Consider the following 20,266-nt stretch of genomic DNA (forward strand, 5'->3'; position numbering starts at 1 on the left):
AGTATACCTATTTTTGCAAATTTGCGGTGCAAAGGTACAAAAAATATCGTTACGTTGTTCTCCAGTTGTGGATTTTTTTGTGTTAAAAAAGAAAAATGGCCCTCTTGAGAAGGGCCATTATATCTTTAGTTTGTGGAGTGTTTTAAACCCTACATAGCGAATACATTGAAGCCGCCATCAACAACGGCCACGGTTCCTGTGACAAACTTTGAAGCATCAGACATGAGATAATGGATGGTGCCGCAGAGTTCTTCGGGTTCTCCCATACGTCCAAATGGTGTTTGGCGGATCACATCTTGTCCGCGCTGTGTGTAGGTTCCATCAGGATTGGTCAACAGCGAACGGTTCTGTTCGGTGATGAAGAAACCTGGTGCTATTGCATTGACACGGATGCCTTCGCCAAATTTCTTGGCGCATTCTGTGGCCATATACTGTGTAAAGTTGGAAATGCCTGCTTTTGCAGCCGCATAGCCACACACTCTTGTCATGGGGCGGAATGCTGCCATGCTCGAGAAGTTGATGATAGATCCTTTGCCCTGTTTAACCATGGGTTTCAGAAATATCTGTGTAGGAATAACCGTGCCGGTGAGGTTAAGTTCGAGAACTTTAGAGAACTGACTGGCGTCGAGGTCGAAAAATGTCTTGTCCGGTCCGATTGTAGCGCCAGGCATGTTGCCGCCAGCGGCATTAAGCAGTGTGTCGATACGTCCATATTTAGCGATGATATCGTCGCAATTCTTCTGTACGCATGCTTCGTCCATCACGTCGGTTTTCATAAACTCGCATTGTCCACCATCGTTCTTGATATCATCAACGATGGCCTGACCAACATCTTCTTTTCTACCTAAGATGATAACTTTGGCACCATTAAGAGCCAGATATTTTGCTATAGTACGTCCTAAAACGCCGGTTCCACCGGTGATGACGGTTACGTTGTCTTTGATGTCGAATAGGTTCTTCATTGTCGGTTTTGATTATATGTCATTGTTGTTGTTAGTCAAAGAATCCTGGCTGCGTGTATTTGATGCCCAATTCATCGTCGACAGTAGCAAGGATGCCCTGTACCTGGCCCAATGCAAACATGCGTCCTAACAGTGTATAGCCTGCATTGTGTCCGTGACTTGATTCGTCCATGATGCCACCAGGTTGATCGGTGAATGTCATACCATGATCAACGCGCATTGGGAGCGCCGGATTCTCTTTCTCAAAGATTCTTGCCAGTTCTACGATGTTAGCTCGACCACCCAGATGCGAGGCTTCTGTAAAGTCGCCATTCGGGAAAATATGACAAGAACGTAGGTGTACGAAATGGGTGCGGGGGGCAAATTCACGGGCCATTGCCACCACGTCGTTATAGGCTCCTGCACTAAGTGAACCGGCACAGAATGTAAGTCCATTATGCTTATTAGGTACTGCGTTAAGGAACCAGCGGATGTCGTCTGCTGTGCGTACAATACGTGGAAGACCTAAAATCTCGATAGGGGGGTCGTCTGGATGCACACACATATTCATGTCATAAGCTTCACAAGTAGGCATAATAGCCTCTAGGAAGTATTTCATATTCTCGCGCAACTGCTGCTTGTCAATGTCATGATAAAGTTCAAGGAATGATTGAAACTTTGCAATGGGTTCTTTGTCACCTTCAGAGAAGTTTCCGCTCACAAACCCTTGAGTCTTAATCACAATATTCTCAATAAGTTTGTGGTCTTTTTCTGGAGTCATGCTTTTTGCTAATTCATCTGCCTCGGCAAGGACGTCTCTCACAGCGCCGACATTGTCTGGAAATTGAAATTTTTTCCATTCTTCCCGGGCTCCTTCTCGCTTTAAAAGATAAATGTCGAAATAGGCGAATTCGGCATAGTTGAAATATAGGTTTGTTGCTCCGTTTGGATTGTTGTGAAGCAAGTCTGTGCGGGCCCAGTCAAGTACTGGCATGAAATTGTAACAAACCGTGTGTATGCCTTCAGCGGCCAGGTTCTTTAGTGACTCTATGTAGACCTCTATCTGTTGGTCACGATCAGGTCCTCCGTATTTGATTGACTCGACTACGGGTAGGCTCTCCACTACCGACCAACGCATGCCGTAGCTTTCGATGTATTCACGTAGATCGTGTATCTTTTCTTGTGTCCAAACTTCACCTAAGGGCACGTCGTGAAGCGCTGTTACGATGCCTTCAACGCCAATTTGCTTGAGCATGGCAAGTGTGATTCTATCTTTCTTGCCAAACCATCTCCATGTTCTTTCCATTGTCAGATTTTTATTGTGTTCCGGATTGCAAAGGTAGTGAATAATTGACATTGTACATCGAAAAAAGAATCAAAAAAGTATAATTTGGCGCTTTTTTCTAATTTTATCATAGATATTTTGCGGTATCTCACTTTTTTTTGTACCTTTGCACATCAAAAAATTATAGTACTATAAACGATATGGCAAAGAGATTCGCTGAACATAATGGTTTGAACCTGACTCAGGTTAACAATGAGATTTTAGATAAATGGAAGAAAGAGGATATTTTCCATCGTTCAATTGACGAGCGTGAGGGATGTCCTCAGTTTGTTTTCTTTGAGGGTCCTCCCTCAGCAAATGGTCACCCAGGTATTCACCACGTCTTGGGTCGTTCGCTGAAGGATAAGTTCAATCGTTATAAGACCATGCAGGGTTTCCAGGTAAAGCGTAAGGCTGGATGGGATACTCATGGACTGCCTGTGGAACTCGGTGTGGAAAAAGAATTGGGTATCACCAAGGCTGATATCGATAACAAAGATTCAGACAAGTACATTTCAACAGAGGATTACAATAAGAAGTGTCGTGAAAATGTGATGAAGTTTACAGCTGAGTGGCGTGAACTGACTGAGCGCATGGGATACTTTGTAGATCTTGATAATCCTTATATCACCTACGATAATAAATATATTGAGTCACTGTGGTGGCTGCTGAAGCAGTTCTATGATAAAGGATTGCTTTATAAAGGCTATACAATTCAGCCTTATTCACCTGCAGCCGGAACCGGATTGTCAAGTCACGAGCTGAACCAGCCAGGTTGCTATCGTGACGTGAAGGATACTACTTGTACGGCTCTCTTCAAAATGAAGAATCCGAAGCCAGAGATGACTGGTTGGGGCACGCCATATTTCATGGCATGGACTACAACCCCCTGGACACTGGCTGCGAATTCAGCATTGTGTGTAGGTCCCAAAATTGACTATGTAGCTATTGAGACTTACAATCCTTATACGGCAGAGAAAATCACAATCGTGATGGCAGACGCACGCGTTGCGGCTTACTTTGATACTGCTGCCGAGATTTCCGATGGTGGTGAACTACCTGAATATAATAAGGGTGAGAAGTTCTTGCCCTATCGCGTGGTAGCTCGCTACAAGGGTACCGACCTCGTGGGAATGGAGTATGAACAGCTCCTGCCAATGATTACACCTGTAGGTGAAGGCGCTTTCCGCGTGATTCCTGGTGACTATGTAACAACAGAGGATGGTGCAGGTATCGTACACATTGCTCCAAACTTTGGTGCCGACGATGCTTTCGTAGCGAAGAAGGCTGGTGTACCTGCTATTGTGCTTATAGACAAGAAAGGCAACGAGCGTCCAGTTGTTGACCTGCAAGGTAAGTACTTCTTGATTGAGGATCTGGATGCAGATTTCGTTAAGAATTACGTAGATACAGAGAAGTGGGGACGCTATGCTGGACGCTATGTAAAGAATGCCTACGATGAAACACTTACAGATAAGGATGAGACACTTGACATTTCTATCTGTATGGACTTGAAAGCCGACGGTAAGGTGTTCAAGATCGAGAAGCACGTTCACAACTATCCTCATTGCTGGCGTACAGACAAACCTGTACTTTACTATCCCTTGGACTCTTGGTTTATTAAGAGTACCGATAAAAAGGTTCGCATGAGTGAACTGAACAAGACTATCGGATGGCATCCGGAGTCAACAGGTACAGGACGTTTTGGTAACTGGCTAGAGAATCTGAATGACTGGAACCTGTCTCGTTCTCGCTTCTGGGGTACACCACTTCCTATTTGGCGAAGCGAAGACGGCGAAGAAAAGTGTATCGGTAGCTTGGAAGAACTTTATGCTGAGATTGAAAAAGCTGTTGCAGCAGGTGTAATGACTTCAAATCCGCTGAAAGACAAGGGGTTTGTGCCTGGTGATATGTCAAAGGAAAACTACGACAAGATCGACATGCACCGTCCATATGTGGACTATATTATATTGGTAAGCGAAAGCGGCAAGCCAATGAAACGTGAAAGCGACTTGGTTGATGTGTGGTTTGATTCGGGTTCTATGCCTTATGCACAGGTTCACTATCCTTTCGAGAACCGTGAACTGATTGATAACAATAAAGCATTCCCCGCAGATTTTATCAACGAGGGCGTTGACCAGACACGTGGTTGGTTCTTCACATTGCATGCTATTGCTACTATGATCTTCGATTCAGTAGCCTTCAAGAATGTCATCTCAACAGGTCTTGTGCTGGATGCCAAAGGCAATAAGATGTCGAAGCATGTGGGTAATGTGATTAATCCATTTGAGATGATCGACAAATATGGTTCGGATGCGGTTAGATTCTACATGATGACAAACTCTGAACCATGGGACAACCTGAAGTTCGACCCAGAGGGTGTGGCAGAAATCAGCCGCAAGTTCTTTGGTACCTTATATAATACTTATTCACTCTTTGCTATGTATGCTAATGTGGATGAGTTTGATCCTAAGGCTGCACAGATTCCTGTAAACGAGCGTCCTGAATTCGACCGTTGGATTTTGTCTTGTCTGAACTCTCTGGTTAAGGGCGTTCAGAAAGAGATGAACGGATTTGATCCTACACGTGCAGGTCGTCTAATTGATAAGTTTGTGGATGAGGATCTGTCTAACTGGTATGTTCGTCTTAACAAGAAGCGTTTCTGGGGTAAGGAGATGGACAACGATAAGTTGGCTGCCTATCAGACGCTCTATGAGTGCTTGATGACTGTTTCTAAGTTGCTGGCTCCGTTTGCGCCATTCTTTGCAGATCGCATCTACTGCGATTTGGGAGGAGAACTTGATTCTGTTCATCTGGAGAAATTCCCCGTAGCTAATATGGATTTGGTTAATGCCGATCTGGAGCAGCGTATGGAGATTGCTCAGCGCATCACAACGATTGTTCTTGCTCTGCGTCGTAAAGAGAGTATTAAGGTGAAGCAGCCTCTGCAGACCTTGATGATTCCACCTGTTGATGATGCTCAGCGTAATGCTATTGAGAGCGTGAAGCAGATTTTCTTGCAGGAGGTAAACGTAAAAGACGTGAAATTTGTGGAAGGTGCAGGCATTCTGGTTAAGAAGGTGAAATGCAACTTCCGTACCATGGGTAAGAAGTTCGGCAAGTTGATGAAGGGTGTTGCTGCTCAGATGGATGCTCTTTCTCAGGACCAGATTGCTCAGTTGGAGAAGAATGGCACCATTGGTATCAATGTTGAAGGTCAAGACCTTACCGTAGAGGTGGCTGATGTTGATATTATCAGCGAGGATATTCCTGGTTGGCTGGTTGGCAATGAGGGTAACCTGACTGTTGCTCTTGATATTACACTTACCGACGAACTGAAGAACGAGGGTATGGCTCGTGAATTGGTGAACCGTATTCAGAACATTCGTAAGAAGAGTGGACTGGAGATTACCGACCGTATTTGTGTTTGCATTGAGCCAAACGAGACTGCCACAAAAGCTGTTGAAACCTTCGGCGACTATATCGCACGCCAGGTATTGGCTGACAGCATCAAGCTCGAGGCTAATGATGGACAGGAAGTTGAATTCGATGAATTTAAACTAAATATAAAAATAACTAAATCCTAATGATTTATGGCAGAGAAAACACGTTACACAGATGAGGAACTTGAAGAGTTCCGCGAGATTATCAATGAGAAGCTGGCTTTGGCCAAACGTGATTATGACCAAATGATGCGTGTATTGACTAATCAGGACTCTAATGATGTTGATGATACGTCACCAACATATAAAGCATTAGAGGAGGGTAGTGCAACGCAGTCAAAGGAAGATCTTATTCAGTTTGCCGCTCGTCAGCAAAAGTTCATTCAGGGCTTGAAGGCTGCACTTGTAAGAATTGAGAACAAGACTTACGGCGTGGATAGGATCACCGGTAAACTGATTCCCAAAGAGCGTCTAAGAGCTGTTCCTCATGCAACACTGAGCGTTGAGTCAAAAGAGTTGGAAAAGAAAAGAAAGTGAACGTAAGTAGATATTTGACTAAGGGCAGAATGGCCATAATCCTCATTATGGCCATTCTGATTATTGACCAGCTTATAAAAGTCTGGGTTAAGACTAATATGTGTCTTCATGAAAGTATTCATGTGACCGATTGGTTTTATATCACATTCATAGAAAACAATGGTATGGCTTATGGCATGCAGATAGGTTCAAAATTGCTTTTGTCAATCTTCCGCATAGTTGCCATCTCTCTCTTGTCATACTATATCTGGCTCCAAAGCAAAACAAACGTTCGCTGGGGCTATCTGATTTGTTTGTCGATGGTTTTAGCGGGCGCTGCAGGCAATCTTATCGACTGCATGTTTTATGGGCTTTGCTTTGATGCGTCAACTCCTTATGAGATCAGCCAGTTTGTAGGCTTAGGCAATGGTTATGAGTCTTTCTTGATGGGACGTGTGGTTGATATGTTCTATTTTCCACTTATCGTGACCAGTTATCCCGACTGGTTTCCAATTGTTGGAGGAGATGAGTTTATTTTCTTCAGTCCTGTATTTAACTTTGCCGATGCCTCTATCTCTGTGGGGGTTGTAGCATTATTATTGTTTTATCGAAAGGAGATTAGCCATATTTCTATCAAACGTGAAGCATAACTGGGCCTTGATATTGGTCGCTTTCCTCTTTTTGGTTTCATGTACGCCAAAAGTGCCAAAGCGTTATATCCAACCGGACGAGCTGGAGGATATATTAGTGGAATATCATTTGGCAAAATCATTAGCAACTCATGATGACGACGCAAATGAGAGTGCTGATGTATTGCAGCTTTTATATATGAAGGCTGTGTTGCAGAAGTATGGTTATACTCAGGCCGACTTTGATTCGTCAATGGTTTATTACTATACCAATGCCGAACGATTCGAGGATATCTATGAGCGTGTTGCAGAAAGACTGGAGAATCAGGCTCTGGTACTCGGTGCCACTGAAGGTGAGATGGGGCAATATGCTTCGCTGGATAACAATGGTGATACAGCCAATGTCTGGACTGAACGTAGAACACTCTCGTTGATGCCCGTTGCACCCTATGATAAATGGACTTTTACCATTAATGGTGACACAACCTATCGGAATGGTGATCGCTTCTTAATGCGTTTTATGAGCGATTATGTCTTCCAGGATGGATCAAAGAATACGGTTCTCTATGTTGCAGTTACCTACGATAATGACACAACGATAACACGAAATATTCATTTCTCAAGTTCTGGTCTTACTCAACTGCATATTCCTGAATATGAAAAAGCTAACGTAAAACAGATACGAGGCTTCTTCTATTTAAAAGGAGATAAAGATCGGTCAACGACAACGCGCCTTTTGTTTATAGATAATATTCAGTTGGTGCGTTTTCATAAAGAACGCCTAGAGATAAATGATGAAATTGAAAAAGATAGCCTGTCATCAGATAGTCTTTGAGGATCATTCCATACAGTCTATGGCTGTGGTGGAACTTGAAGATGGTTTTGTTACTCGCTGCTATCCGTTGGAAGGAGAACAGCCTCAGACGGAATGGTTGAGTGGCACGATTAAGCTCCAACGAGATAATCAAGGGTTAATGAAGGCTTTCTATAATGGAAAAGAATTGAAATAACAAACTAAAAACCTTATAGTTTATGAATATGAAAGTACGTTTAGCAGTCATGAACTTTCTGGAGTTCGCTGTTTGGGGAGCATATCTCACCTGTATGGGTAATTATCTAGGAACAGCAGGTTTGGGTAATCAGATTGCCTGGTTTTATGCTATACAGGGAATTGTTTCTATATTCATGCCAACTTTGATGGGTATTGTCGCAGATAAATATATCCAACCTCAGCGATTGCTTGGTTTATGCCATCTTATGGCTGGTGTTGCCATGTTAGGTTGCTGGTGGATGGGTGTTAATGCTGGCTTTGGCCATGAGATTTCCAATAAGTCGGCTTTCATTGCTATGTATTCGTTGAGTGTTGCTTTCTTTATGCCCACTATAGCATTGACTAACACAACTGCTTTTACAATATTGAAAGATAACGGAATGGATACCGTAAAGGATTTCCCTCCGATTCGTGTTCTTGGTACAGTTGGCTTTATTGTAACGATGTGGTTTGTCAACTGTGCGGTGTGGGAAGATGGAGCATTCTTCTTTAGTCTGGTTGATAATGATTACAAGTTTCAGTATACCTACATGCAGTTCTTTGTATCAGGATTTCTGAGTCTTGTTTTATTTGCTTATTGTTTCTCCTTGCCTCAGTGCAAATTAGAGAAGAAGGCAGGTTCTTCTTTAGCAGATGTAATGGGACTGAGTGCCTTTAAACTGTTTAAGAAAAAGAAGATGGCGCTGTTTTTCATCTTTTCTGCCATGCTTGGTATGTGTCTGCAGGTGACAAATGGATTCGCAGGTCCTTTTATTACAAGTTTCAAAGGTAGTACAGATGAAGTCATAGCAAATTCGTTTGCAGCCAACAATGCAACATTGCTTACATCAATCTCTCAGATCAGCGAGGCTTTATGCATACTGATGATTCCATTCTTTTTGAGAAGATTTGGTATTAAGATTGTTATGCTGATGTCCATGTTTGCATGGGTTTTCCTTTTTGGTTTCTTCGGAATTGGTAATCCGGCAATGCCAGGTGTAATACTATTTATTTTGTCGTGCATTGTATATGGTGTTGCATTCGATTTCTTTAATGTATCAGGTGGTATTTTTGTAGATCAGGAGTGCGCACCATCAATCAAGGCATCTGCACAGGGTCTGTTTATGATGATGACCAATGGAATAGGAGCAACCGTAGGAACCTTGGCTGCTGGTGAGATAGTGAATAGTTACTGTTCTTGGCATGGAAAATACTTGCTGGGAGATTGGCAGTCTTGTTGGTTTATCTTTGCTGCCTTTGCGATGGTAGTCGGAATTTGTTTTGCCCTGGTATTTAATCCTGATAAGAAATAGCGATGAAGCGCATTCAGCTAAGATTTGATAGTATTCAGCAGATTGTTGGTGGTGAAGGTATTTCTGTGATCGTATTGACAGATATGGAGCGCAAAAATGCTATGTCTGTCGTATGTGATGGACATATGTCTCACCAGTTGCTGATGCGTGTCAATAATATAAAAGAATGCGATAATATGTTACCAGAAACGCTGGTAGGCTTATTAAAAGATAAGTTCGAGTTGATGATATATGGCTTGTATGATGGTCAGTATCAAGTAGTGCTGATGGATGAATTTGGTAATTCCAAACGCATGCGAATAAGTGATGCCATTCTGCTAACAATGATTTCAGATACGCCTCTGTATATTGAGGGTACTCTGTTGGAACGCCAAAGTGTTCCATATGACGCTGATGCAAAAGGAATAGCTATTCCTATTAATACGATGGATGTTCCAAGATTGAAACAGGCTTTACAGCGTGCAGTGGATGATGAAAACTATGAGCTGGCCTCTCAGCTACGCGATGAAATTAATAGAAGAAGCGAAAAGTAATGAAAGAAGTACGTTATTTCTATGTTCCCCAGGCCGCCAGCGTAGGAGAATTGCCTGAAGAAGAGGCAGTTCATGCATTGCGTGTGCTTCGTCTTAAAGAAGGTGATGAATTGATGTTGATGGATGGAAAGGGTACATTCTATAAAGCTATAGTAACATTGGCATCTTCTAAACGGTGTCTTTATTCTATCCAAGAAACAATGCCCCAGCAACGTACCTGGAATGGGCATATTCATTTAGCGATTGCGCCTACTAAGATGATGGAACGCATCGAATGGATGACAGAGAAGGCGACTGAGATTGGTTTTGATGAGTTGTCCTTGTTAGACTGTAAGTTTTCAGAACGTAGGGTGGTTAAGACACCAAGATTAGAGAAAATCGTAATTTCCGCAGTAAAGCAAAGTAGAAAAGCATGGACTCCGATAGTTAATGTAATGCTTTCTTTTGATAATTTCATTAAATCGCATCAAACCGGAAGACGATATATTGCGCATTGTTATGAAGAAGTGCCACGTACCAATTTGTTTGATGAACTTCGAAATGGAAATAATCAAGATGATGCCTTGGTGATGATTGGACCTGAAGGTGATTTCTCTATAGATGAAGTTCGGAAAGCGGTTGAAGCTGGTTTTATTTCTGTTAACCTAGGAGATAGTAGATTAAGAACTGAAACTGCGGGATTAGCAGCTATCATGATGATACAATTGTCTAAACAGTAGATTATGAAAAGAATTTTAAATCTTTGCTTGTTTTTATTTGCCATGGTTTCTGTTTTCGCAGATACTCCCAAGATAGGAGAGTTGTTCAAACTGATGCCTGACTCTCTAATGCCATATCTTACAAAAAATAATCGTCTGGATATGATTGACTTTAGAGAAGCGGGAATGAAAGCTGAGGTAAACAACCTGTTAGAAGGAATAAGCACGATGACTTATCTGAGTGACGATTCGCTGTGTGTTAAGATGAGCGACGCTCTTCGTATAGACATGAAGCTTATTGTGAAGGGTGATAATTTGCTTGTTCGAGTTCAAAAGACTTATATTTATAACAAATGCCAGACAGAGGAAATTGTTTCTTTATATACCCCTGAATGGCAATTAGTAGATACTTTAACAAAGTCGTCTTTTTTGTTGAAGCGTGATGAAGAATTGTTTAAAGAGAATTAATGTCTGGCTTTTCTGCTGACATGTCTTTTGTTCTCCCAGTTGCTCATCATTCTTCTATGAAAGCGATCTTCAGCTTTTAGTATATCATAAACTTTCGATGCTGGAAGTATTTTTAAAAACTTCTCGTGATATGTTTTTTGAAGCATCTTTAAATCGATATCTATCTGATCTCTCTCTTTAATGGATTTCAGACATCCTTTTTCGTCTTGAGGCTTATTCTTTGCTAAATTTCTCTGTTGACTGAATAATGAACGTTGTTTTTCTCTCATTTCCTTATAAATAGGAAAGAATTGAGAGGCCTCCTGCTGTGAAAGATTAGCTTCTTTTGTGATATACGACACCAAGTCTGATTCAAATTTTTCAGGCGAGAATTTCTGTTGTTGTGCTTGTATGTTCAATAAGAACATTGAGCAGAGGATAAATGCAAATAACTTCTTCATAGTTTTACCTTCCTTTCAATTTATAAATCTGCTAATAGATAAGCGTAGATATCTTGGTTATCGACCATTGCATAGTCTGCAGCATCATCAAAGTATGCGTCACCAGAATCGATGGGCGCAGATGCCATTTGTTGTGTTTCCTGTTCTTGATCATCTTTCATTAAGAATGTAGCACTTAGAACAATCACACCTGTGAACACGGCAGCATAGAGTAGGGGACGTAGATAACGAATGATGGCTGGCTTCTCTTCTGGTTTAGTATCAGGAAGCTTAGACATCACTCTATCTGTGAGGTGCTCAAAATAGCCCTCAGGTGTGGAAAATGGATTATTATTTCCCATCTTAAATTCTATGTCGTCTCTTTCTTTTTGCATATCATGCTACCATTTTATATATATAGATGTTTAATAATGCAAATAGTTTAATCGTGTTGCTTAAAAAAATCCTCTATTTTTTTTACCGCAATATGATACGAAGCTTTTAGTCCGCCCTCAGTGGTTCCTGTAATCTTGCTGATTTCGCTGTATTTCATCTCTTCGTAATATCTAAGCATGAACACGGTTTTCTGAACTTCTGGCAATTGGGCGATAGCTTCTTGTAGTTGCGCTTCGGTTTCATCTCCATTGAAATAAGTGTCGGCTAGTAATTGTTGAACAATTCCAGATTCAACGTCATCAGTACTTAATGATGCTCTAACTTTCTTCTTCCTCATGAAGTCTAAAGCCTCGTTAATAGCGATTCTCGATAGCCAAGTATATAGCTTAGAGTCGCCATGAAAAGTATCTAGAGAATTCCATGCCTTGATAAATGTGTTTTGCAATACATCATCTGCATCTTCATGAATCAATACTATACGTCTTATCTGCCAATATAGTTTTTCACTATATTGTCTTACCACCATTTCGAATCCGTTCCTTCTGGTTTTTGATTCTTTGATGAGATTGATTAACGCTTCATCGTCGTATTGTTTCATCAATAGAATTATGACTTATGGAAGAAATGGTTTAAGGGCCTGCCACATTTGCTTGTCGTATTCGTAACGATCTGGCCAGAATTCAATATCGTGAGTTGATGGATTGGGAAATGCTGTGTAGTAAGCAATATATACCGGTGTCTCTGGATTGGTTCTTAATGAATTTATCAATCTTAAAGGTTTTGCACCATTTTTGTGTCTGAAGTTCTGAAGATAATTTTTTCCTTTATCAGTTTCCGGTTTGATATCAACAGAAAGACGTATCTTGTCGATTGTCCATTCATCTAAATCTGGCAATACAAACATTGTGAGCTGGAATGGCTTCTGTACACGAACGCATCCATGCGAAATTGTTCTACGCTCATTCTGGAACGCACCAGGATTATTCGTGTCGTGCAGATAGACATCAAACTTATTCGGAAATCTAAAAATAATTCTGCCTAGAGAATTGCCAGGACCACTTTTCTGACTAATGCGATAGTTGCCACTACGCAGTTCAGCACTGGTAATTTCAGCCGGATTGATGGTATCTCCATCATTCTGGATAATAGAGTAGCGATGACGTGCAAAATAGGCAGAGTCGCCCGCATGTTCACTAACTTCTTTTTTGATGATACTCATTGGGATACCCCATTCAGGATTAAACTGGACTAAGTTGATCTTGCTGATTAACAAGGGGGTTTTGGTATGGAATGCACCACAACAAATCTTCATAGATAGTACACTATCAGGTTGTATAGCCCACAGGTTCTGTGAAGGAATATTTACAAAAACATATTTCTTCTCATTGAGAGGATAGTCTTTTATCTTCCATCGGCATCTTTCCATGTTGAGAATAAGCTTTTGCCGATGTTCTTTTATACTGTCTTTTTGCAGTTCTTTTTTTAGAGCAAGATATATCGGGTCCTGTGGTTCTAAACTCATGATGTATTCAAGAACATCATCGCTATTCGCCTTGGAAAGAGCATTTGTTGCAAACTCTTTTTCTGGTAGTTGAATAGATATATCAAACAAGGGACGATATGCACCATTGTTGTCTTTATCTAATTTGTTGAATAGTCTTAAAGGATTAAGAAAGCCATAGTACTGACCTGATATGAATTTGAGATAAGCTCTTGAAAGATTAAACTCAATTCGAGCCATTGTCTCGTAAACTACTGATGAAGAATCTGTTATTTGTTGGTTTAATCTTGATATATCAGACAGAATGCTATCTACTAAAAATACTTTTTTATTGAAGCCGATTTCCTCTGATGACTTTCCTATATACTTAATTAGAGTGTCACTCTTTTCAAGTGATTCTGGAGAATTGACCCATATAAAATCTCCATTATCTTGATAATAATCTTTTAGCTCAGAGGAGGATAAGAAAGAATCGTTATTATTAAGAAGAAGTTGATTTAACGATACTTTAGCTGAATCAATGTTTTCAGCAAGCGTTTGTGCGATTAAATCTTCATTACTACTCGTCAATATACCCTTGCAACTAATAAAACTAGATGCAAGCGCGAAAAAAATAATACGGAGGAATATTATTGTACGGTCACTTTGCGCACTACTTTTCCAACTTTTATAATGTAGCACCCTTTTTGTAAATTGTTAAGTTGAATACGTTGTGAAGAATTCTCAATTTTGAGTTTTGTTACAGGACGTCCTGTCAAAGAGACAATTTCCATTGTCATACCATTTGCTCCAAGTATGGTAACGGTTTTCCCTTCTACGACGATGGTGGGTACATTGTCGTCAATCTGCTCAGCTACACCCATCTCCAATACCATATTCATAGCTTTAACGGGCGTGGCAGCACCAAGCAATGTAGCACAAAAGAGTATGAGTAATTGTTTCCGCATATACACAATTATTTAATTTATTGCAAATGTAGGAATAAAATCTGAAACTTCCAAGAAAAAGCGAAAAAAATTACTTTTCTTCGCTTTTTCCCTTTTGCTTATGTTGACCTTTGTTTTGTCCCTTAGAAGCGCCTTTGTGCGTTCCTTTGCCTGTTCCCTTGGTGTTTCTCTTGTGGGGTTTTCCGTTTCTTCCCGAATGTTTCTTCTTCTCTATTATCTTGTATTCGGGTCCTTCACCAAGTCCTTCTGGTAATGTGTTTTTATCAACAACTTTCTCCAGAAATTTCTCAATCTGCTGGAATTGCTTCATGTCTTTCTCATTGACAAATGTTATGGCTACACCATCACGATCAGCACGAGCAGTTCTTCCTATACGGTGAACGTAATCTTCGGCATCATTTGGTACATCAAAGTTGATGACCGTTTGAATATCGTCAATATCGATGCCGCGACTTACAATATCTGTAGCTACCAAAACATCAATTTGTCCAGCTTTGAATTGATACATTACCTCGTCTCTTTCTGCTTGGGTCAAATCAGAATGCATCGGAGCACAGTTGATTTTCATTTTCTGTAGCGTCCTATTAATTTCTTTCACTCTGTCTTTCTTTCCACAGAATATAATGACGCGCTTGAATTCTCCCTGTTTGAAAAGATGTTCAATGATCTTTACCTTTTGCGGATCATAGCAAACATAAGCAGATTGTTGTATCTTTTCCGCTGGCTTGCTCACCTTTAATTTGACCTCTACGGGGTCTTTCAGCAGGGAAACGGCTAACTCACGAATCTTGCTCGGCATAGTGGCAGAGAACATGACTTTCTGGCAAGTATCGGGAAGTAGCTTATTGATTTGAAGGATGTCTTCAGAAAAACCCATATCTAACATTCTGTCTGCTTCGTCCAGTACAAAGAATGATGTTTTAGACAAATCGAGGTTTCCAACCTTCAAGTGACTGAGAAGTCTTCCTGGTGTTGCAATAACTACCGGTGCGCCTCCACGAAGACTTTTTATCTCTTGGTCGAAGCGTGATCCGTCGTTACCTCCATAAACAGCTATCGATGATACATTATCAAGATAATAGCTGAAGCCCTCCATAGCCTGATCTATCTGTTGGGCCAATTCTCGAGTTGGCGACATGATGATACAGTTGATGGCATCGTCGGGGAATCCTCCGTCGTCGAGCATGCTTAGAATAGGCAGTAGGTAGGCCGCTGTTTTACCAGTACCCGTTTGTGCCACGCCTAATACATCGTGTCCGTCAAGTATTTCTGGTATGCACTTCTCCTGTATAGGAGTCATCTCGTCAAAGTGCATATCATAGAGTGCATCTAGAATGTTGTCGTTTAAATATGTTTCTTCAAATGTCATAGTCAATTTGGTGCTTGCCTATAGCAATAATAGGCGATTAATGCATATAAAATATTGGGGATCCACACGGCTAAAAACGGTGGAGCACTGGCGTTGATAGCAAATGTAGAGCTCACTGTCTGCAGCAGGATATAAGAGAAAGATAAACCTAATCCTATGCCAAGATAAAGTCCCATACCACCTTTTCGTTTTCTGGATGAAAGTGATGCTCCGATAATGGTCAAAATGAAAGATGCGAACGATGTAGCTATGCGCTTGTGATATTCTACTTCATACTGAACCACATTAACCGAGCCGCGTTCTTGTTGCTTGTTGATGTAACGCTTGAGTTCAGGTGACGTGAAAGTTTCCTGTTGACCTTTAGAATATACCAAGTCCATAGGTTCCATGATGATGGTGGTATCCATTTCGGTTCCAGTGGTGATGTGTTCGCGCAATCCTTTCAGTGTTCTAATCTTATAGTTGATTGCCCTCCATTGATAACGAGAATCGCTGATAGTGTCATACTGAATCACATTAGCCGTCATGTGGCTCACCAGTTTTTTATCTTCAAATTTATCTAAAGTAAATCCATAACCTCGTTTGGTGAGATTATCATACGACTGCATGAAAGCAATGACTCCGGGACCGACTTGAAGCTGAACATTTGTCGCAGAAGTATTCTTGCGCTTGTTTTTGTACTGAGTCTCAAAGTTTTGTCTAATAACATTTCCTTTTGGAATGAGAAAAGCTGACAAATAGAAATTCAGTCCTGCGATGATTGCTGCCGAGATAAGATAAGGCCTTAAGAGTCTTTTGAAACTTGTGCCAGAAGCCAACATGGCTATAATCTCAGAGTTGCCTGCCAATTTTGATGTAAAAAAGATGACGGCAATAAATACAAACAACGGTGAGAAAAGGCTTGCATAGTATGGGATAAAGTTGGCGTAGTAGTCGAAGATAATGGCCTTCCAAGGCGCATGATTGTTCGAGAACTTTGCCAGGTTCTCGTTGAAATCAAACACGATGGAAATAGAGATTATCAAGAAGATAGAATAAATATAGGTTCCGATGAACTTCGAGATAATATACCTGTCTATGCGCGTTAAGAAGAGCTTGACAGGATTCTGAATCTTCAACTTATGCATCTTCATACTCTACGTCCTAAATTGTCAATTACCGAACGTTTCCACATACTGAAGTCTCCTTGTTCTATGTGCTTTCTTGCATCTGATACCAAGCGTAGGTAGAAGGCAAGATTGTGAATTGAAGCAATTTGCATAGCTAACAACTCTTGTGCCTTAAAAAGATGGTGCAGATAGGCTTTACTATGAAGACGGTCTATGTCGCATCCGTCAGGATCAATAGGAGAAAAATCCTGTTCCCATTTTTTGTTGCGAATGTTGATGGTTCCTTCATAAGTGAAGAGCATTGCGTTGCGACCATTGCGAGTAGGCATTACACAGTCGAACATATCAACACCACGTTCGATGCCTTCCAGAATGTTTTGAGGTGTGCCTACACCCATCAAATAGCGAGGCTTGTCCTTAGGAAGAATAGCATTCACCACCTCAATCATATCGTACATCACCTCAGTGGGTTCACCTACAGCCAAACCCCCGATAGCATTTCCGTCAGCACCTTTGTCGGCTACGTGTTTTGCGGCTTCTTGTCTTAGCTCCTTAAACGTACAACCCTGTACTATAGGGAATAGACTCTGCTTATGACCATAGATAGGTTCTGTTTCGTTGAAGCGCTTGATGCAACGATCTAACCAACGCTGTGTTAGACCAAGACTTTTCTTTGCATACTGATAGTCACTCTGTCCTGGAGGACATTCGTCAAAGGCCATCATGATATCAGCACCAATGATGCGCTCTGTATCCATCACATTCTCTGGAGTAAAGAAATGTTTTGATCCGTCAATATGTGAACGAAACTCACAGCCTTCCTCTCGAAGTTTGCGAATGCCTGTCAGAGAAAAAACCTGAAATCCCCCCGAATCAGTTAGTATCGGACGATCCCATGTGTTGAATTTATGCAAGCCTCCAGCTTTTCTCAGTGTGTCTAAGCCTGGACGAAGATACAAATGATAGGTGTTGCCCAAAATGATTTGAGCCTTCACTTGTTCACGTAGTTCTGAGAAGTGAACACCTTTCACACTACCACACGTGCCAACCGGCATAAAGATTGGTGTCTTTATTTGTCCGTGATCGGTTGTAATAACGCCAGCACGAGCATCGCTGTAGGGATCGGTATGTTGCAGTTCGAATGTCATTTTTTGCTTTCCTTTTCTTCTTCAATAGTGAATGTCAGTGGATGCTCCACAATCTCGTCAGTCAGAGCGAAATTCCATACGTCCTGTACATTCTCGACATAGTGGAAGCTAACGCCCTTCAAGTATATGTCGGGAATTTCCAAGATGTCCTTCTCGTTCTCTTTACACATCACAATGTCAGTGATACCTGCACGTTTGGCAGCAAGTATTTTTTCTTTGATACCGCCTACGGGCAATACTTTTCCACGAAGGGTTATCTCACCGGTCATTGCTGTATTCTTGCGAACTTTTCGCTGTGTAAGAGCCGAAGCAATAGAAGTTGCAATGGTTATACCAGCAGATGGGCCATCTTTAGGTGTAGCGCCTTCAGGCACGTGGATGTGGATATTCCAATTATCGAAGATGCGGTAATCAATATTAAGCGTATCAGCATGCGCCTTGACATATTCCAATGCCAACACTGCCGATTCCTTCATAACATCTCCTAAGTTACCCGTAAGAGTCAGCTTTGAGCCTTTGCCTTTGCTAAGTGATGTCTCGATGAAGAGAATCTCGCCACCTACACTTGTCCATGCCAATCCAGTAACAACACCAGCATAGTTGTTGCCCTGATAGATGTCACGATAGAAGGGTGGCTTGCCCAGCAGGTCTTCAAGCGAATCTGGCGTAATCTTCCAGTTTTGCTCCACGTTCTCCATCTGGCGCTTGAAAGCCAACTTACGCATAGCCTTATTGATTTGCTTTTCTAGCTGTCTTACACCACTTTCTCGGGTATACTGCTCAATGATTTTTTCAATTGCAGCCTTATTGAATTTTGGCTTTTCCGGCAATGTCTGCAATCCAGTATTGTCCAGTTCGCGAGGGATTAAGTGACGCTTGGCAATCTCAATTTTTTCCTCTGTGATATAACCACTTACTTCAATAATTTCCATTCGATCCAGCAAGGGACGAGGAATGGTGCTCAGGTTGTTTGCTGTTGCGATGAATAAAACCTTCGAGAGGTCATAGTCCACATCCAGGAAATTGTCGTGGAAGGCAGTGTTCTGTTCTGGGTCGAGCACCTCGAGAAGTGCCGAAGCAGGATCACCATTGATGGTGTTTTGAGTTACTTTGTCAATCTCGTCGAGTATAAACACGGGGTTAGAGCTACCTGCTTTTTGTATGCTTTTGATAATACGTCCGGGCATTGCTCCAACATACGTGCGGCGATGACCTCGAATCTCTGCTTCATCGTGAAGACCACCTAGTGACACACGTACATATTTGCGTTTCATTGCTTCGGCAATAGATTTTCCGAGTGAAGTTTTACCCACACCAGGAGGGCCATATAAGCACAGGATTGGCGACTTCAAATCACCACGAAGCGATAACACTGCCATATATTCCAAAATACGCTCTTTCACCTTTTCCATCCCGTAATGGTCGTGATCCAGAATCTTGTGTGCACGCTGAAGGTTCAGATCGTCTTCGGTATACTCTCCCCAGGGAAGCGAAACGAACGTCTGAAGATAATTCAGCTGTACATTGTAATCAGGACTTTGTGTGGAGAGCGTATCCAACTTACTAAGTTCCTTGTTGAAGATCTTCTGTGTTTCTTCCGACCATTTCTTTTTCTTAGCTTTCTTGATCAACTCGCTTTTCTCTGGAGACTGCTCATTGCCCATCTCAGCCTGCAGATTCTTGATTTGCTGTTGCAAAAAATAGTTTTTCTGCTGCTCATCCAGATCTTCGCGTGTCTTGTTTCTAATATCGGCCTTCAGATTCTGCAGATTGATTTCTCTATTCATCGCCTTCATTGTGCCAAACAGGCGCTCTTTCATGGATTCAGCTTCCAAAAGAGCCATCTTCTCCTTGGTACCGAAAGGCATGTTAGAGCAAACGAAGTTCAAAGCCATCACATCGTTGCGGATGTTCTGAATAGCAAATGAAAAATCATCAGGAATTTCTTCAGTCACAGAGATATATTCGCCAGTCATCTTTCGCAGATCATCCATGGCGGTCTTCCACTCGCGGTCGCGTTTGTCTGGCTGAATCTCGGGTGCTTGTTTTGTGAAGCCAACTAGATAGGGGGTTTCTTTGATGATGTCATACAGTCTCATACGTCCCAGTCCCTGCATAATAACAGTCACAGAACCGTTTGGCAGCGTCAGTTGCTTCACCACGCGAGCATATACGCCATATTCGTACAGATCACTCATTGTTGGTTCTTCCACCTCGGGATCACGCTGGCTGACAACACCGATGATACCGTTTGTTTTTTCAGCTTTTTTGACTAGTTTTAAGCTAGCTTCTCTACCAATCAAAATCGGAGAAACAACGCCAGGAAACAAGACCATGTTTCTAACGGCAAGTATGGGAACCTCGCTGGGGGTCTCAATATTCGTTAAATCCATAAAGTCCCCTTCAATATCTGCAATCATTGAAAAGGGCTTGTTATTCTGATTATCGCTCATTTTTATTTTTATCTGTATCATTTTGAAAT

Annotated in this window: 20 protein-coding genes; 9 read left to right on the forward strand and 11 right to left on the reverse strand. The window is 41.6% G+C overall.

Annotated features, from left to right (window positions below; translation table 11 throughout):
• Positions 1 to 149: 149 nt before the first annotated feature.
• On the reverse strand, positions 150 to 962 hold the full coding sequence (locus T433_RS0111210) for an SDR family oxidoreductase (RefSeq protein ID WP_027455865.1): 813 nt from the start codon (positions 960 to 962) through the stop codon (positions 150 to 152).
• Positions 963 to 993: 31 nt separating this feature from the next.
• Positions 994 to 2,247: a mannonate dehydratase gene (gene uxuA, locus T433_RS0111215; RefSeq protein ID WP_027455866.1), complete on the reverse strand. Its 1,254-nt coding sequence runs from the start codon at positions 2,245 to 2,247 to the stop codon at positions 994 to 996.
• 179 nt (positions 2,248 to 2,426) lie between these two features.
• Here uxuA and ileS point away from each other — a divergent pair, with 179 nt between their 5' ends.
• From ileS to T433_RS15265, 9 genes are read left to right on the forward strand one after another with little or no spacing between them, the layout of a single operon-like run.
• The gene (gene ileS, locus T433_RS0111225; RefSeq protein WP_027455867.1) at positions 2,427 to 5,852 is read left to right on the forward strand and encodes an isoleucine--tRNA ligase; all 3,426 of its coding nucleotides are present in this window, start codon (positions 2,427 to 2,429) and stop codon (positions 5,850 to 5,852) included.
• Positions 5,853 to 5,858: 6 nt separating this feature from the next.
• The gene (locus T433_RS0111230) at positions 5,859 to 6,245 is read left to right on the forward strand and encodes a TraR/DksA family transcriptional regulator (RefSeq protein WP_027449663.1); all 387 of its coding nucleotides are present in this window, start codon (positions 5,859 to 5,861) and stop codon (positions 6,243 to 6,245) included.
• A complete protein-coding gene (locus tag T433_RS0111235; protein ID WP_027455868.1) occupies positions 6,242 to 6,874 on the forward strand; it encodes a lipoprotein signal peptidase in 633 nt (210 codons plus the stop codon). Before T433_RS0111230 ends, T433_RS0111235 begins: the two co-directional genes overlap by 4 nt.
• Positions 6,864 to 7,688 carry a DUF4296 domain-containing protein gene (locus tag T433_RS15260; RefSeq protein WP_052357095.1) on the forward strand — a complete coding sequence of 275 codons (825 nt, stop codon included), beginning with the start codon at positions 6,864 to 6,866 and terminating at the stop codon, positions 7,686 to 7,688. Before T433_RS0111235 ends, T433_RS15260 begins: the two co-directional genes overlap by 11 nt.
• Positions 7,645 to 7,863 (forward strand): hypothetical protein, encoded by a 219-nt coding sequence (locus tag T433_RS16545; protein ID WP_155808488.1) that lies wholly within the window; start codon positions 7,645 to 7,647, stop codon positions 7,861 to 7,863. Before T433_RS15260 ends, T433_RS16545 begins: the two co-directional genes overlap by 44 nt.
• Positions 7,864 to 7,885: 22 nt before the next feature.
• Positions 7,886 to 9,196: an MFS transporter gene (locus tag T433_RS0111250; protein ID WP_027455869.1), complete on the forward strand. Its 1,311-nt coding sequence runs from the start codon at positions 7,886 to 7,888 to the stop codon at positions 9,194 to 9,196.
• A gap of 2 nt (positions 9,197 to 9,198) precedes the next feature.
• Positions 9,199 to 9,729 (forward strand): UvrB/UvrC motif-containing protein, encoded by a 531-nt coding sequence (locus T433_RS0111255; protein ID WP_027455870.1) that lies wholly within the window; start codon positions 9,199 to 9,201, stop codon positions 9,727 to 9,729.
• The gene (locus T433_RS0111260; RefSeq protein WP_027449669.1) at positions 9,729 to 10,448 is read left to right on the forward strand and encodes a 16S rRNA (uracil(1498)-N(3))-methyltransferase; all 720 of its coding nucleotides are present in this window, start codon (positions 9,729 to 9,731) and stop codon (positions 10,446 to 10,448) included. The genes T433_RS0111255 and T433_RS0111260 overlap by 1 nt, the downstream gene beginning before the upstream one ends.
• Before the next feature lie 3 nt (positions 10,449 to 10,451).
• A complete protein-coding gene (locus T433_RS15265) occupies positions 10,452 to 10,895 on the forward strand; it encodes a DUF3256 family protein (RefSeq protein ID WP_081778477.1) in 444 nt (147 codons plus the stop codon).
• Here the strand turns inward: T433_RS15265 and T433_RS15270 are convergent.
• The 9 genes from T433_RS15270 to lon form a co-directional block, all read right to left on the reverse strand.
• Positions 10,892 to 11,335, reverse strand: a complete 444-nt coding sequence (locus T433_RS15270; RefSeq protein WP_044109790.1) for a hypothetical protein — start codon at positions 11,333 to 11,335, stop codon at positions 10,892 to 10,894. The two genes, T433_RS15265 and T433_RS15270, sit on opposite strands and share 4 nt — an antisense overlap.
• 20 nt (positions 11,336 to 11,355) lie before the next feature.
• Positions 11,356 to 11,709, reverse strand: coding sequence for a hypothetical protein (locus tag T433_RS15980; protein WP_052357097.1), 354 nt, complete (start codon positions 11,707 to 11,709; stop codon positions 11,356 to 11,358).
• Positions 11,710 to 11,756: 47 nt separating this feature from the next.
• Positions 11,757 to 12,308: an RNA polymerase sigma factor gene (locus T433_RS0111280; RefSeq protein WP_027455871.1), complete on the reverse strand. Its 552-nt coding sequence runs from the start codon at positions 12,306 to 12,308 to the stop codon at positions 11,757 to 11,759.
• Between the two features lie 15 nt (positions 12,309 to 12,323).
• Complete coding sequence (locus T433_RS0111285) at positions 12,324 to 13,781, reverse strand: L,D-transpeptidase family protein (protein WP_052357098.1); 1,458 nt, start codon at positions 13,779 to 13,781, stop codon at positions 12,324 to 12,326.
• A 59-nt stretch (positions 13,782 to 13,840) separates the two neighbouring features.
• On the reverse strand, positions 13,841 to 14,092 hold the full coding sequence (locus tag T433_RS0111290; RefSeq protein WP_162164199.1) for a T9SS type A sorting domain-containing protein: 252 nt from the start codon (positions 14,090 to 14,092) through the stop codon (positions 13,841 to 13,843).
• 136 nt (positions 14,093 to 14,228) lie between these two features.
• A complete protein-coding gene (locus tag T433_RS15280; protein WP_044109794.1) occupies positions 14,229 to 15,527 on the reverse strand; it encodes a DEAD/DEAH box helicase in 1,299 nt (432 codons plus the stop codon).
• A gap of 2 nt (positions 15,528 to 15,529) precedes the next feature.
• Positions 15,530 to 16,660, reverse strand: coding sequence for an LptF/LptG family permease (locus T433_RS0111300; protein ID WP_027449673.1), 1,131 nt, complete (start codon positions 16,658 to 16,660; stop codon positions 15,530 to 15,532).
• Complete coding sequence (gene tgt, locus T433_RS0111305) at positions 16,657 to 17,784, reverse strand: tRNA guanosine(34) transglycosylase Tgt (RefSeq protein ID WP_027455873.1); 1,128 nt, start codon at positions 17,782 to 17,784, stop codon at positions 16,657 to 16,659. Before tgt ends, T433_RS0111300 begins: the two co-directional genes overlap by 4 nt.
• Positions 17,781 to 20,237, reverse strand: coding sequence for an endopeptidase La (gene lon / locus T433_RS0111310; RefSeq protein ID WP_027455874.1), 2,457 nt, complete (start codon positions 20,235 to 20,237; stop codon positions 17,781 to 17,783). The genes tgt and lon overlap by 4 nt, the downstream gene beginning before the upstream one ends.
• Positions 20,238 to 20,266 lie beyond the last annotated feature (29 nt).

Source organism: Xylanibacter brevis ATCC 19188, from assembly GCF_000621725.1.
GTDB lineage: Bacteria > Bacteroidota > Bacteroidia > Bacteroidales > Bacteroidaceae > Prevotella > Prevotella brevis.

Excerpts from the sequence above, each read along its gene's own strand:
- T433_RS0111210 (WP_027455865.1), bottom strand. The coding sequence starts at position 962 with ATGAAGAACCTATTCGACATCAAAGACAACGTAACCGTCATCACCGGT.
- uxuA (WP_027455866.1), bottom strand. The coding sequence starts at position 2,247 with ATGGAAAGAACATGGAGATGGTTTGGCAAGAAAGATAGAATCACACTT.
- ileS (WP_027455867.1), top strand. The coding sequence starts at position 2,427 with ATGGCAAAGAGATTCGCTGAACATAATGGTTTGAACCTGACTCAGGTT.
- T433_RS0111230 (WP_027449663.1), top strand. The coding sequence starts at position 5,859 with ATGGCAGAGAAAACACGTTACACAGATGAGGAACTTGAAGAGTTCCGC.
- T433_RS16545 (WP_155808488.1), top strand. The coding sequence starts at position 7,645 with ATGATGAAATTGAAAAAGATAGCCTGTCATCAGATAGTCTTTGAGGAT.
- T433_RS0111250 (WP_027455869.1), top strand. The coding sequence starts at position 7,886 with ATGAATATGAAAGTACGTTTAGCAGTCATGAACTTTCTGGAGTTCGCT.
- T433_RS0111255 (WP_027455870.1), top strand. The coding sequence starts at position 9,199 with ATGAAGCGCATTCAGCTAAGATTTGATAGTATTCAGCAGATTGTTGGT.
- T433_RS0111260 (WP_027449669.1), top strand. The coding sequence starts at position 9,729 with ATGAAAGAAGTACGTTATTTCTATGTTCCCCAGGCCGCCAGCGTAGGA.
- T433_RS15265 (WP_081778477.1), top strand. The coding sequence starts at position 10,452 with ATGAAAAGAATTTTAAATCTTTGCTTGTTTTTATTTGCCATGGTTTCT.
- T433_RS15270 (WP_044109790.1), bottom strand. The coding sequence starts at position 11,335 with ATGAAGAAGTTATTTGCATTTATCCTCTGCTCAATGTTCTTATTGAAC.
- T433_RS15980 (WP_052357097.1), bottom strand. The coding sequence starts at position 11,709 with ATGCAAAAAGAAAGAGACGACATAGAATTTAAGATGGGAAATAATAAT.
- T433_RS0111280 (WP_027455871.1), bottom strand. The coding sequence starts at position 12,308 with ATGAAACAATACGACGATGAAGCGTTAATCAATCTCATCAAAGAATCA.
- T433_RS0111290 (WP_162164199.1), bottom strand. The coding sequence starts at position 14,092 with ATGAATATGGTATTGGAGATGGGTGTAGCTGAGCAGATTGACGACAAT.
- T433_RS15280 (WP_044109794.1), bottom strand. The coding sequence starts at position 15,527 with ATGACATTTGAAGAAACATATTTAAACGACAACATTCTAGATGCACTC.
- T433_RS0111300 (WP_027449673.1), bottom strand. The coding sequence starts at position 16,660 with ATGAAGATGCATAAGTTGAAGATTCAGAATCCTGTCAAGCTCTTCTTA.
- tgt (WP_027455873.1), bottom strand. The coding sequence starts at position 17,784 with ATGACATTCGAACTGCAACATACCGATCCCTACAGCGATGCTCGTGCT.
- lon (WP_027455874.1), bottom strand. The coding sequence starts at position 20,237 with ATGAGCGATAATCAGAATAACAAGCCCTTTTCAATGATTGCAGATATT.